The following is a 14,328-nucleotide window of genomic DNA, read 5'->3' as shown; positions in this document are numbered from 1 at the left end:
GCCCTACTCCAGATGCAGATAGACGCGCCGGTTCTGGCGGCCTTTCTTTTCGATTTTACCAATACGCACCCGCCCAATTTCTTCGGTGTTGGCGACATGCGTCCCGCCACAGGGCTGCAAATCGGCTGTTTCATCGCCGACCCCAATGCGCACAAGACGGATCCTGCCGGTTCCGCGTGGGGGCTGCACAGACATGGTTTTCACCAGATCAGGTTGGGCGTCCAGCTCTTCATCGCTGATCCATTCCTCGGTCACATGCATGTTGCAGGCGATCAAACGGTTGATGTCGTCTTCCAAGGCAGTCTTATCTTCGGGTGCTTCGGGCATGTCAAAGTCCAAGCGCCCCTTTTCGGCCCCGATTGACCCGCCTGATACCGGCAGCGGGATAACCACCGACAACAGGTGCAACGCGGTATGCACGCGCATATGACGATAGCGCCGGTCCCAGTTCAGCACTTGGGTCACGTCTTGGCCTATCGTGGGCATCCCTGCCGGTTCTGCCGGAACAAGGACCACCGCATCCCCCTCGCCTTTCACCGTCGTCGCGATATCAATCTCGCGGCCCTTCCAGCGTAACGTGCCGCTGTCGCCGGGCTGGCCGCCGGACGTGGGATAAAAGATTGTCCCATCCAGCACGATCCCGCCTTCCGACGTGATCTGGCTCACTTTGGCTGTCGCTTCGCGGGCATAGGCGTCTTTGCGGAAAAGCAGTTCTGTCATGATGGTGTCGGATCCTTGAGCACTTCGGGGTTACGCAACCAGATGTCACGCTGCGCAAACGGAATCTCAATACCGGCAGCCGCGAATTCCTTGGTAATCGCGTGGTTCATTTCGGATTTTGTGACCAGCACATAGTTCACATCGCGCAGGATGGCGCGGATTTCAAAATCAAGCGAGTCTGCACCAAAGCCTTGGAACAGCACCGCAGGCGGCGGTGTCATCACAACAAGCGGATGGTTTTCGGCAATGCCGCGCAAAATCTCGGTCACTTTATCGACGTCTGTGCCGTAGGCGACCCCGACAGGGACAATAACACGGCCCACCAGATTGCCACGCGTCCAGTTTGTCACCTGACCGCTGACCAAATCCGCATTGGGAATGATCACATCGGTCCGATCAAACGTTTCAATCCGGGTCGAGCGCACGGATATCGCCCGCACATACCCCATTTGGCCGCCCACCTCGATCCAGTCCCCTTCGCTGACAGGGCGTTCGATCAGCAAAATGATACCGGACACAAAGTTCGACACGATATTTTGCAAACCAAAACCGATGCCCACAGACAGCGCACCAGCGACAATCGCAAGGTTCGACAGATCAATCCCCGCACTTGTGATCGCAATAATCGCAGCCAGAATGATCCCGACATAGCCAAAGCCCGCGACGATGGCGTTCTGACCGCCCAGATCAAGCCGCGTCCGTGGCAAGACCGATTTGCGCAGCGTGCCCTGAATAAAGCGGGTCAGGATATAGCCCACAGCAAAAACGGCGGCGAACATCAGGAAATCGGTCGGCGAAATGCGGGTTTCACCAATCGCAAACCCTTCGCGGAACCGGGTCCACAGTTCGATCAGGTCATCAACGCGTGCGCCCCAGATCAAGGCAAAAAGCGGCAGACTGGCGATAAAAAGCACGAAACTGACAATAACCGGGACCAGCGCATACATGCCGCGAAAGTCCTCTTCGTTATCGGGCCGCTGCGTCATGTCATGTGCGATGCGTTGTAGCAGGAATAAGACACCAATCAGCGCCATGGACAAGATAGAGGGCCCCAATAGTGCGATGCCAGCAGCCGTATAGCCGATGGCCGCCAGCACAGGCGCGACAATGGCAACAATCGTGGCAACCCGGCCAAGATATCCACGCATCCGCCCGGCTGAAACAACCTCATCACCGCGCGCTTGCGGTTTGGTGGCAATCACGCGGCCAAACCGCCAGAACAAAACGCCCAAGGTGAATAGAAATGGCCATTCGAACGCGGCCTCCGCACCTGGTGTCATCTCCATCGTGCGCAGCCCGGCCCCAATCAGCGTACCAATCGCCATGACCCATGCGATAGCGGCACTTAGCATGCGTCCTGTGGCGCGCGTCGCTGCATCATATCCAAGGTATCCCTGTGTCACACCCGTGGGAAAGATCAGCCGTGAAAGCCACCAACCAAGAATGACAAATGAACCGGCAAGTGGGATCGCCGCGACAACATCACCGCCCCGCAATCCGAATATATCCAGGGATTGCAGCGCCTCTGACAACACAAAAAGCCCCACCAAAGGGACAATCAACTGGACAGCAGAGACGGCAAACAAAAGCAACGGTCGCAAACGACGCGCGCCTGTAGCCACGCGGGAACGCCAACGGGTCACCAACCGGCGCCCTGCCCCCAACAATCCAATACCGATGATGAACAAGACCAATGCCCGCGGAAGTTCGCGCGCCAATTGCCCTGACTGGCGTTGCGTGAAAACCCCTGCTGTGACCTCGGCGCCAACAACTTCGACCAGCCCCCAAAGCGCCGCCATTGCAGCGCCGATATGTGTTGGGTTCAATGGTGATGGACCGCGCACGGTCAGTTCGCTGGTTTGCTGCTGTAGCGACTGTGCATCAAATTCGCCGATCAAGCCGTTTGCGCGCGCATGCGCCTCTTGCGCCAACAAACGCGGTGCCATCAATGCTTGGCGCTGGGCGGTTAGTTCTGCCCGGCGCGCGGCAACGCTTTCAGCTTCTTCGCCGCTTTCAGGCGCGGGACCCAATGCCGCTATTTGTGTGTCAACGGTTGCCAAACGCCCGGTATTAACCTCTGAACGTTCCAGAAAAGCATCGCGCCAGACGACAAGTTCGCCACGTAACCTGCTGATTGCAAACAAGGATGCATCATCGCGCGCTGCAATAGCCTCGGCCCGTTCGGCAAGACGCTCGAACTCATTGGCGTCAGGCAACGCAAGTTCAGTCGTGGCTTGCTCTTGCGCCACGCTTGCCACGGGACCGCCCGCAATACACAGGCACAGCAGGCCAAACGCGATGAAATGCCGGATCATACGTCTTCAAACACCACTGGTACGTCGACATCGGCTTCGATCCAATCCGGCACAGGCAATCCCTTTTCACGCAGGAACGTTGGGTTGAAGATTTTGGATTGATACCGCGTGCCGTAGTCACACAGGATCGTCACAATCGTATGCCCCGGCCCCATGTCCCGCGCCAAGCGTATCGCGCCAGCGATGTTGATACCGGTAGAGCCGCCCATGCAAAGTCCTTCGTGCTGCAGCAGATCGAACACAATCGGTAATGCTTCGGCATCAGGAATTTTATAGGCAAAGTCCGGGGTGAACCCTTCAAGGTTTGCCGTAATGCGGCCTTGCCCGATCCCTTCAGTGATCGAATTTCCTGCCGGCGGCACCTTATCGGTATAAAGTTTATAGAGGCCCGAACCATCAGGATCGGAAATACCAACTTTCACACCCTTTGGCTGCAATACATGGCCCACACCGGCAAGCGTACCACCAGAGCCGCAGGCACAGGTAAATCCATCAACTTTCCCGTCTGTTTGCTCCCAAATCTCAGGCCCGGTTGTTTCGATATGAGCCTGCCGGTTGGCCGTATTGTCAAACTGGTTTGCCCAAATCGCACCATTGGGTTCAGTCTCATTCAATGCGGCCGCCAGACGACCGGAATACTTTACGTAGTTATTGGGATTGGCGTAAGGCACTGCGGGTACTTCGACCAATTGCGCCCCTGCGACGCGGATCATGTCTTTCTTTTCCTGGCTTTGCGTTTCCGGGATCACGATGACCGTCTTGAACCCCATTGAGGCCCCAACCAAGGCCAGGCCAATCCCGGTGTTGCCCGCCGTCCCTTCAACAATGGTGCCACCGGCGCGCAGATCACCGCGCGCGATGGCATCTTTGATCATAAAAAGGGCGGCACGATCCTTAACCGATTGACCGGGGTTTAGGAACTCCGCCTTGCCTAGAATGGTGCATCCTGTCGCTTCGGACGCGGCGCGCAACTTTATCAGGGGCGTGTTTCCCACGGCGTCTGCAAGATCGGTCTTAATGGTCATGTCACAGCCCTTTCATTCACTTGTTTCTGTGTAGGACCGCGACTGCACAACATCAAGCAAACAAAGGATCAGCCTCGGGCGCGCAATCGGTCCCGATGGCGCAGCAACCAATAAAGCAGGAAAAGCGCCGGGCCGGTTGCGATTTCACCGCTATCGGCCAAGTCCATGGCGGCATCAAGTGACATTGGATGCAGTCGCAGATCTTCCGCTTCTTCCTCAAGCCCGCCACTGTAGGTTTCCAGCTGCGGCAGATCGCATAACCCCACATAGGTATAGAAATAATCGGTTGTGGCCCCCGGAGACACATAAAATGATCCCGCAGGGACCATCTCTTTTATATGCAGGCCCGCCTCTTCCTCACACTCGCGCATCGCGGCGTCTTCGGGGGTTTCGCGCGCATCAATAATACCTGCCACAGGTTCCAACATCCAAGGGTTAGGATCATGGCGCAGCCGCGGACCGATCCGTGCTTGTTCAACCAAAAGCACGCGATCCCGAACCGGGTCATAGGGCAGCACAATTGCAGCATCGATACCGTAAAACGCCTCGCGTTTCAGTGTACCGGTCACACCACCATCAAACTGGCGATGCTGCAGATCAACCGCCTGAAACAGAAAGAAATTTCCATGTGGCGAATGCGCCCGTTCAATTGCAAAATCCGTTGGCCCGGGTCTAAACCGGCGGGTGGCCGGTGATGGTTTTGCGCGATGTTTTGACCATGCGCGCGCTTCAACCATAGGCCACATTGCCCGCAGAGCCGAGGAAGAAGGCAGCGGGTCGCGCGTAAAAACCTCTGTCGCGGCCAGAATTGCAGGCGCAAGGTGGTCCTTTTCCCATGCAGCTAAAGACCAGCTTTCAGCGCCCGGCTTGGCATCATTAGACGGCAAATAACATGACACGGCCAGCCGCCCGGCTGGCGTCTGCACCGTGACCGGAACCAGCCGATAATCGAAGGCACCTTCATAAAGGTTCAAGCGGCTCATTTGCACGTCGGTAACGTCTTTGTAGACGATGCCTTCCGCTACAGCGCCAGCCTGCTGCGCGATAAATGGCACCACATCACCATCGGCCGGAAACACACCGTATCCATCAAGGGTGGCCGACAGGCTGGTGTGCGGCAGCGCGCCGGATACGGCAGCCATCAATGCAGGCGACCTTAGGGTGCCGTAAACAAAAAGGTCCATAATCTAGGGAAAGCGTTGGGCAAAAAACTCCGTCACCCACGCACAGACGACGCCACCAATCAACACAGTTGCGATCAGTGTCACATCCGCAAACATAATCGAGAATTCGATCATCTGATTGAAGACATCAGTCACCGCTTCCATTGTCCCGTCTCGATAACGATTGCGTAGTGCGTTTTTTATCATCTGATTAAAGGACACTATAAAGATGGAGCAAAATACGATCGCAACACCGCATGTCAGCCCAATACCTGTTGCTGGGCTGTACCCTTGTCCGGCACGACGACCGCACACGCGCCATCCAATGATAAGACTAATGCCGCCGACCACTGGAAGCCAGAAGTCAGGGGCATTTGATTCTGGAAAAAACGGAATGGTTAGGCCGGCAAGGTACCACCCAAACAAACCAAATATAACTGCACCAGCAAGACGTCCGGCTGTGGGCATGTCACTGCGTCCTTTTTTTGACGCGCGCGACCTCTCACTCAACTCGGTCGCGACACGGTAATCTGCGTTACATCGCAGTTTCTGCTATCAAAAGTCGCGGCACAAGAGGTCAGATAAAAATCCCACATTCTCTTAAAGCGTTCGTCAAATCCCAAAGACGCAACCTGATCCCATTTTTCATTGAAGGTTTGATGCCAGCGGCGCAATGTCAAACCGTAGCTTTTGCCAAACTCAATTGAATTATTGACATTTAATCCAGCCTTTTCAACCTCTTGCCGCAAAACCTTCGGGCTTGGCAGCATGCCACCGGGGAAGACGTACTTCTGGATAAAGTCGACCCCTTTGCGGTAACTTTCCCATCGTTCGTCCTTTACGGTGATGATCTGAAGTGTTGCGTTCTTGCCCGGTTTAAGCCGTTCGCGCACCGTTTCAAAGTAAGTCGGCCAATACTGTTCACCCACCGCTTCGAACATTTCGATACTGGCGATCCCGTCATAGGTGCCCTTTTCGTCCCGGTAATCCTGCATCTTGATCTCGACCATATCCGAAAGGCCTGCTTTCGCCATGCGCGCAACCGCGTAGTCGTGCTGTTCCTGACTGATCGTCAGGCCGGTGACCTTGATCCCGCGCTCTTTAGCGGCGTATTCGGCAAAACCACCCCAGCCGCAGCCAATTTCAAGCACATGGTCGCCCGCTTTGGCGCCCATCTGATCAACCATGCTGGCGTATTTCGCCGTTTGCGCGGCTTCAGTGCTTTCCTGACCAGTTTCAAAAATCGCAGATGAATAGGTCATCGTGTCATCAAGCCAAAGACTATAAAATTCGTTGCCCAGGTCATAGTGATAGCTGATGTTCTTGCGGGCTTGGCTTTTTGAATTGCGCTGCATCCAAAACCGCAGCCGTTCATAGGCGCGGATCAGCGTTTGGGCCGGAAACCCATCATAAATGTGATCAGCCTCATCATGCATGAAATCCATCACAGCCATGAGATCAGGCGTGGTCCACCAGCCATCAAGATAGGCTTCGGAAAATCCCATGTCGCCTTCGCGCACGGTGCGGGCGAACAGATCGTCGTTGTGTACATGCACCTCGGCCACATAACCCGGCTGGGATCCTTCGGCGCGAAAATGGCGTCCGTCTGGTAAAATGATATCGACCCGACCTTTTTGCAGGTCTTTCACCTGATCAAACACGCGGCCAAAGTAACGCGGCAGCCCCGTTTGGCCGTCTGTACTTGTTAAGATCATTTGTCTTCCTGTCGTCTTATCGTTGCCACAGGCCGTTCTTTGCGGCCCAGCTTTTTCATCAAGTTAACCTTTGATACGGCGAAGTCACGGAAAACGTTCAAAAATAGCCTTCCTGACCTTACGGAAATCAAAAGCCCCTGTTTTGATAAGCGTCCAAAGCACGGCTGCGTCCAACGTCCGCAGGCACAATCGGATCAGGATAGCTGTCCTGCGCCGTCATACCCCAGCTTTCGGGTATCATATCATAATATGACAGTGCTGTCGCGCTGGGACGCTTAGTGCCTTCTGCGATCCACTTTTTGATATAGGCGCGATCCTTGTCGAACTTGTCCAACTGCGTGACCGGATTGAATACCCGGAAATAGGGGGTCGCGTCCGGCCCCGACCCTGCCGACCATTGCCAGCCCATTGCGTTACTGCATGGGTCCCAGTCGATCAGGCAGTCGGCGAACCAATTCATGCCTATCTTCCAGTGACACAACAAATGTTTCGTCAAATAGGACGCCACGATCATGCGCCCCCGGTTATGCATCGTGCCTGTCACATACATTTCGCGCATGGCTGCATCGACAAAACGAATGCCGGTGCGCCCTTGTTTCCAGGCTTTCACCTCGGCCAGACGTTCATCGGTGTTCCAGGGAAAGGCATCCCAGTCTTCTTTCCAGTTATCTGTCGTGATACGCGGCGTGTGATAGGCCAGATGATACGCGAACTCTCGCCAAACCAGTTCTTTGAGGAACGTTTCAGCATCCCCTTTCCCGTCATTCAGCGCCTGCCAACCAGAGTGCCAGCATTTGCGCGGACTAATCTCGCCGTAGGTCAGGTTTTCGGACAGGCCAGAAGTGCCGTCGACCGCTGGCAAGTCACGGTTCTTGACGTAATTGGCCACGTGATTGGCAATAAACGCCCCCAACCGATGCGAGGCTGCTGCCTCTCCCACAGTGCAGTGGCTTTTCAGGGTATCGGCGCCACGGTGCATCGCCGCATCCATTTGCCAATCGGCGATATCATCAGATTTCGGCCAACTGTCAGGCACCGGGATTGTCCCCGGTGTGGGTAGTGCCGCTGGCACATCATTGCCCCGCACAGATTTCCACATTGGTGTGTAGACTTTGTAGAACCCACCTATTTTCGTCTCGACTGTCCAAGGCTCAAACAGCACATGACCTTTAAAGCTTTCGGCGGTGATACCATCATCCTTCAGCGCCGCTTTCACATCCGTATCGCGCGTCTTGCCATCGGGATCATAAAGGCGCGACCAGTAAACCGTATCAGCCCCGGTGTCCTTGATCAGCTCCCGCAAGACATCAAGCGCTTTACCACGGCGCAGGATCAGCTTGCTGCCCTTTTCATTCAACGACGCCGCCAGATCAGCGACCGACAGGCCCAAGCGCATCTTGGGCGCAGCGCCCATGCTTTCGGTCAGCTCATCATAAATAAACACCGGGATCACGGGCCGGTCCGCATCACAGGCCGCTGTCAATGCTTCGTGATCGCCCAGACGCAGATCGCGCCGGAACCACATCAGAATGGGGGATTTGCTCATCAGACCTCCGCGCAGGGCTGCTTGGCCTGCTTACAAGATTTGATCTAGCGCGCCCATCAGCGCGTCAACCTCATCTTTGGTGGTGTAGTGGACGAAACTAACCCGCAACACGCCTTTGGACAGGTCAACACCGACCGCAGACAGCGGACGCTGTGCATAAAAATCACCGCCACCGGCCATGATGCCATGCGGGGCAAGTTTGGCCGCCGCTTCCTCTGCGTCTGTCTCAAGCGCCATTGCCACAGTCGGCGCGCGGCGCGCAGCATCCGCGGGACCAATCAACCGGACCGCGTTCTTGGCAGATACATAATCCAGCAAAGGCTGCAAAACCGCGACCTCATAATCGCGCATCAAATCATGCGATGTGCGCGCGGCATCCGCCCCCTTGCCACCCCCGTGATGCACAGACATCGCCTCAAAATAATCAGCCATCCCGGCAGAGGCCGCAACCTGCGCATGGTCTGGCCCGGCAGGTGTGAACCGATAGTAAAGCGTATCACCGTTGAAGTGGTGCCCTTGGTTGGGCAGTTCCATTCCCCAATCCTCGTGGATCACCATGATGCCTTGGTGGGGACCATAAGTTTTGTAGGCGCTGAACAGATACACATCACACCCCAGCGCACCCACATCAGGAAAGCCATGCGGCGCATAAGACACGCCGTCCACCACCGTGCGTGCGCCTGCGGCCTTGGCCAGCTTGCAGATACCCGCCACATCATTGATTGCGCCGACAACATTGGAACAATGCGGAAAGCACACCAGTGCTACATCCTGTTCCAGCAGTGTCGCTAAATCGTCCGGGTTCAGCTCACCTGTGTCAGGATCAATTTGCCATTCAAGGACAGATATCCCCTCTTCCGCCAACCTGCGCCACGGGCCGCTATTTGCCTCGTGGTCCTGATTGGTGACAACGATGCTTTGCCCCGGTTTGATCCACTTGCGAACGGCCTGTGCCAGCACATAGGTGTTCTGCGTTGTGGATGGCCCGAAAGATACCTCGTGGGTTTCCACCCCCAGCATCTTTGCCAGACGGCGTCGCGCCTCGTCCATTTCTGCGCCACCCAAACGGGATGCATCATAAGGTGCGTAAGGCTGCACCTTTCTTTCGGTATAGAACCGATGCAGGCGATCAATCACCGAACGGCAGGTGTAAGACCCACCTGCATTTTCGAAGAAGGCCTGGCCTTGCAAAGAAGGTTCATCAAAGGCGGGGAATTGGGCGCGCACCCATGCGATATCTAAAGTCATGGTCGCAGGATCAATAAAAAGGCCCCAATGCGCAAGCATCGGGGCCGATCATTTTTCAAAAGATGCGTGACTTATTCCGCAGGGACGGCGTCATCTTCTACGGTCGTCGCGATGCCTGCGGCCTCGCGTTTGCTGTCAAGCCAGATACCTTTGATCAGCGCGATACCCATCAAAACCATCACAAGGCTGAATGGCAGTGCCCCGATTACCATGGCCGTCTGGATTGCACCCAGACCACCGGCGATAATCAAACCACCCACAACCAGCGCAAGGGCAGCACCCCAGAACAGGATATGCGGACGTGCCTTTGGCCCTTCGTCACCCGCCGCATTGATCGTATTGATGATCAGCACAGCCGAGTCAGCGGACGTGACCAGATAGGTCAACAGCAGGATCACCACGATCACCGACATGATCCACGCCAATGTTGGCTGCAGGATCACCGCCAGCATCGCAAAGAGCTGATCAGACTGACCGGCCCCTGTGATCGCGCCATTCGCATCGCCATTCAGTTCCAGATCAATGGCTGTACCGCCAACGATTGCGAACCAGACAAAGCACATGACCGCAGGAATGATCAGCGCGCCCAGCACGTATTCACGCACTGTCCGCCCACGCGAGATACGGGCAAGAAACACGCCTACAAACGGTGCAAATGCAATCCACCAGGCCCAGTAGAAGATGGTCCAACCACCTTGCCAGCCAGCCAATGCATCACCCTGTTCGGTGCCATCAGCAGCCCAGACCGTAAAGATGTTGCCGGGGATCGAAATGAGGTAATCCCAGATCCCCACAAACAACGCCGTCAGACCAAAGAAGGTCGATCCAAAGATGATGAAGAAGGCAAGGATAAAGAAGCTAAGCCCCATGTTGATGTTGGATAGCCATTTGATGCCTTTCCCAACACCCGACAGCGCGGACAGCGTTGATGCACCCATGATCACCATCAAAGCCACGATAATCGCCATGGTCGAGGATGACTGCTCACCGGCAGCGTTTGTCGTGTAAAGCCACTCACCAAAGCCGATGCGGTAGAGGCCGGAAATGAACTGCTCGACCCCGAAACCAAGTGTCTGTGAAACACCCAGAACCGTCGCCACAACCGCGACAACATCGACGGCGTGCCCCAATGGGCCAGACAGTGCTTTACCAAACAGCGGTGTCAGACCAGAGCGGATCGTCAGCGGCAGACCACGACGATATGAGAAATAACCAAGCGCCAATCCGACAACCGCGTAGGATGCCCAGGCCGCCAGCCCCCAGTGTGTGAACGACCATATATAAGCATCACGGACGTTACCTGCGGTGCTGCCCGTCGTGTCACCCATGATCGTTGATGGGTTGCTTGCCCAGTGATACATCGGCTCGGCCGTTGCGAATGTCAGCATGCCGATACCAATACCGGCACCGAACATCATGGAAAACCAAGAGAAATTCGTAAACTCCGGCTCATCATCTGGCATCCCCAGCTTCAGTCTGCCCGCCGCTGGCCACAGCGCCAGACCAAGACAAAGGATGACAAAGAACGCCATCGCGTAGACATACCAGTAGTTAAACGACGCCAGAATAAAGCCGTTGATCCCCCCCAGAACAGCCGCCGCCTGATCTGGAAAGGCAACCGCCCAAATGATCAATGCGCCGACCAATATTTTGGCCGTAATTGTCACGTCTTTCGTAAATCCGCGGTAGAATCCGCTCGTTGCCGTTTTGATCGGCAAATCCATTAGTGGTGGTTTTGGTGCCATGGTCGTATTCCCTGTTGGCTATTTATTATGGTGTCACGGTACACGGAAACACGATGCGACCAAACCGTTAAACGGCGGTAATATCCTAAAAACGACACGCGCTTTCCCGCCGCGACGCAGCATTTCGCGTTTATTTTCAGCAAAAACGCCGCTGGTTTGTAAAAAACCAACGGCGCGAATCGCTTGTTTGCGACATGCGAATCAGGCGTTCACATCAACCACGACGCGCCCTTTGACCTCGCCCTTCAGGATACCGCGACCCAATTGTGGCAAATCAGCCAATGTGGCGGGCTTGATCATCGCTTCAAGCTTATCCATCGGCAAATCCTTGGCGATCCGCGCCCACGCGCGTACCCGATTATCATAAGGCTGCATCACACTGTCGATGCCCAAAAGGTTCACACCGCGCAACAGGAACGGAATTACAGACGCAGGCATCCCCGCACCACCGGCCAGTCCGACCGCAGAGACTGAGGCACCGTACTTCATCTGCCCCAGCACACGCGCCAGCATTTCACCGCCCACAGCATCAACACAGCCACCCCACATCTCTGCCTCAAGCGGACGACGGGTGATTTCATTGATCTGTTCGCGGGCGACAATCTGTGTTGCCCCAAGCGATTTCAGATAGTCCGCCGTTTCAGGACGACCTGTCACAGCAGCAACGTCATGCCCCAGATTGGCAAGGATCGCCGTTGCGACTGAGCCAACGCCACCAGCGGCACCTGTCACCAGAACCGGACCATCCTTGATCCCGTGATCTTCCAACGCCATCACAGCCAGCATTGCGGTAAAACCAGCGGTGCCTACGGCCATCGCCTGACGGGTATCAAGGCCGTCGGGCAATGGCACCAGCCATTCGGCTTTCACACGTGCCTTCTGGCTGTGGCCACCCCAATACGCCTCACCGACACGCCACCCGGTCAGCACAACCTTGTCGCCAACCTTGTAGCGGGCATTGTCCGATGCTTCGACCGTGCCAGCCAAATCAATGCCCGGAATATGTGGGTAATTGCGCACCAATCCCCCACCCGGCCCAATGCAAAGACCGTCTTTGTAATTCACTGTTGAGTATTCCACAGCCACGGTCACATCACCCTCAGGCAATTGGTCAAGAGACAGTTCCTGTACCGATGCGCTGGTTTTGCCGTCATCGTCCTTCTCAACCATCAAAGCCTTAAACATTATTGATCCTCTCATTTAGCAGCACTGTGGCCACTGTATTTTCCATGTCACTTCAAACGTCCACCGGACCTATATCCAGAAACTTTCGTGCACTGTGGCCGCGCGCAGCCCATCTTGGGTCTGCACGTCAAGTGCGGTGCCTTCGTCCCAATGGGTCATGCGCACCATACCAATAGCAACGTTGGTATTATAGTCCGGCGATTTCGCCGCCGACGTGACCTGCCCCACACGTTTGCCTTTCGCCATGATCGGCCAGACCTGATCGCAAACAGGAATATCGCCATCAATTGCAATCGCGCGGATTTGCTGCGTCGGCCCTTCCTTGGCCACACGCAACAGCGCATCCCGGCCCACACAACCAATCGCCGTCTGGGTTGAACAGAACCGCCCCAAACCGCATTCATGTGGCGTATTTTCGCGGTTCATATCGTTGCCATAAGACAGCAAACCCGCCTCAATCCGTTCAACCAGATTGGGGCACCCGGCATGAACATCCAGATCCTTACCTGCCTCCATCAAGGCGTTCCAAAGCGGCATCCCGTTTTTGGTGCCATCGACATAAATCTCATAGCCGCCTTGTTTGGAATAACCTGACCGGGCGACAGCCATGCTGACGCCCTGAAAATCAAACCAGCTAAAGCGGAAGAACTTGATCGCACGGACAGCATCACCAAAAACGCGCGCCATCAGGTCTTCGGCCAGCGGCCCCTGTACGGCCAATGGCGATACATCCGGCTCATCCACCAGCACATCCAGACGATACCCATAGGCAAGCGCCTTGACCCAAAACAAAAGGTCACTGTCAGCAATCGAAATCCACCAGCGATCCTCTGACAGCTTCAACGCCACCGGATCGTTCAGCATGCCCCCCGTCTCATCCACGATAGGTACATAATAACACTGCCCCGGCAGCATGCCGCGCAGATCGCGCGGTGTGAGCATCTGCATCAAACGGGCGGCGTCCGGGCCGCGCAATTCCACCTGCCGTTCGACGGCCACATCCCAAACCTGAACCGCAGTCTTAAGGTGGTGATAATCTTCCTCCACGCTGCGAAACACGGTTGGCAGCAGCATATGGTTATAGACCGTGTAACCTTTCACGCCAGCGGCCTCTACGCCTTCGGTGAACGGGGTGCGCCGAATGCGACGCGAAGGTGCAATCACAGCCATGCTCAATCCTCTGGCATAAAGGGAAGGTCGGTATCGTTTGGCTTAAGGCCCATCGCCGTCAGCATCGCATGCACCTGACCACGGTGGTGGGTTTGGTGGTTGAACAATTGCACAATGCAAAGCCCCAGAGGCTTTGTTATACTTTGGCCAGAAAGCGCTGCATGCCACGTCAAATCACCAACCAGATCAATCGCGCTGACGCTTTGCGCCCACAATCTGATCCGCGCATCCATCCGAAACCGCTCTGCCGCCCAGACAGCGGGCGTTGGTGTTGTTTTCAGGTGGTCTTTGGCAGGAACCGCAGGGCCTGCACCGCTATCGAAACGACTGATCCAGATCGCATCCCCCCACAGCACATGGTTCAGCGTACCCATGATTGACCCAAAGAACGCACCGCGGTCGCGGTAAAGTTCATCGCGATCAATCCCTGCGATCATCTCGCGCAGCCCGTCATTCTGCCACGCGTTATAGCGCGCCATTGTCCGGCAGTACGCGG

Annotated in this window: 12 protein-coding genes; all 12 read right to left on the bottom strand. The window is 55.8% G+C overall.

Going from position 1 to position 14,328, the window contains the following annotated elements:
• Positions 1–3: 3 nt before the first annotated feature.
• A complete protein-coding gene (locus RCCS2_RS13100) occupies positions 4–720 on the bottom strand; it encodes an alanyl-tRNA editing protein (protein WP_008234960.1) in 717 nt (238 codons plus the stop codon).
• On the bottom strand, positions 717–3,035 hold the full coding sequence (locus tag RCCS2_RS13095; protein WP_008234959.1) for a DUF3772 domain-containing protein: 2,319 nt from the start codon (positions 3,033–3,035) through the stop codon (positions 717–719). Before RCCS2_RS13095 ends, RCCS2_RS13100 begins: the two co-directional genes overlap by 4 nt.
• The gene (locus tag RCCS2_RS13090) at positions 3,032–4,060 is read right to left on the bottom strand and encodes a cysteine synthase A (RefSeq protein WP_008234956.1); all 1,029 of its coding nucleotides are present in this window, start codon (positions 4,058–4,060) and stop codon (positions 3,032–3,034) included. Before RCCS2_RS13090 ends, RCCS2_RS13095 begins: the two co-directional genes overlap by 4 nt.
• 68 nt (positions 4,061–4,128) lie before the next feature.
• Positions 4,129–5,244, bottom strand: coding sequence for an NUDIX domain-containing protein (locus tag RCCS2_RS13085; RefSeq protein WP_008234955.1), 1,116 nt, complete (start codon positions 5,242–5,244; stop codon positions 4,129–4,131).
• Positions 5,245–5,247: 3 nt separating this feature from the next.
• Positions 5,248–5,691: a TrgA family protein gene (locus RCCS2_RS13080; protein ID WP_008234954.1), complete on the bottom strand. Its 444-nt coding sequence runs from the start codon at positions 5,689–5,691 to the stop codon at positions 5,248–5,250.
• A 38-nt stretch (positions 5,692–5,729) separates the two neighbouring features.
• Entirely contained in the window at positions 5,730–6,938 is a 1,209-nt protein-coding gene (locus RCCS2_RS13075) for an SAM-dependent methyltransferase (protein ID WP_008234953.1), read from the bottom strand.
• A gap of 127 nt (positions 6,939–7,065) precedes the next feature.
• Positions 7,066–8,484, bottom strand: coding sequence for a cryptochrome/photolyase family protein (locus RCCS2_RS13070; protein WP_008234952.1), 1,419 nt, complete (start codon positions 8,482–8,484; stop codon positions 7,066–7,068).
• Between the two features lie 30 nt (positions 8,485–8,514).
• Positions 8,515–9,732, bottom strand: a complete 1,218-nt coding sequence (locus RCCS2_RS13065; RefSeq protein WP_037294199.1) for an aminotransferase class V-fold PLP-dependent enzyme — start codon at positions 9,730–9,732, stop codon at positions 8,515–8,517.
• 71 nt (positions 9,733–9,803) lie between these two features.
• Positions 9,804–11,477, bottom strand: a complete 1,674-nt coding sequence (locus RCCS2_RS13060; RefSeq protein WP_008234949.1) for a BCCT family transporter — start codon at positions 11,475–11,477, stop codon at positions 9,804–9,806.
• Positions 11,478–11,678: 201 nt separating this feature from the next.
• Positions 11,679–12,662: an acryloyl-CoA reductase gene (acuI, locus tag RCCS2_RS13055; protein WP_008234948.1), complete on the bottom strand. Its 984-nt coding sequence runs from the start codon at positions 12,660–12,662 to the stop codon at positions 11,679–11,681.
• A gap of 69 nt (positions 12,663–12,731) precedes the next feature.
• On the bottom strand, positions 12,732–13,832 hold the full coding sequence (locus RCCS2_RS13050) for a dimethylsulfoniopropionate demethylase (protein WP_008234947.1): 1,101 nt from the start codon (positions 13,830–13,832) through the stop codon (positions 12,732–12,734).
• Positions 13,833–13,834: 2 nt separating this feature from the next.
• Positions 13,835–14,311, bottom strand: coding sequence for a DinB family protein (locus tag RCCS2_RS13045; RefSeq protein WP_008234946.1), 477 nt, complete (start codon positions 14,309–14,311; stop codon positions 13,835–13,837).
• Positions 14,312–14,328: the final 17 nt, after the last annotated feature.

It is taken from the genome of Roseobacter sp. CCS2, assembly GCF_000169435.1.
In the GTDB taxonomy this organism is placed as follows: domain Bacteria; phylum Pseudomonadota; class Alphaproteobacteria; order Rhodobacterales; family Rhodobacteraceae; genus Yoonia.
This window is presented reverse-complemented; position numbering and strand designations above follow the sequence as displayed.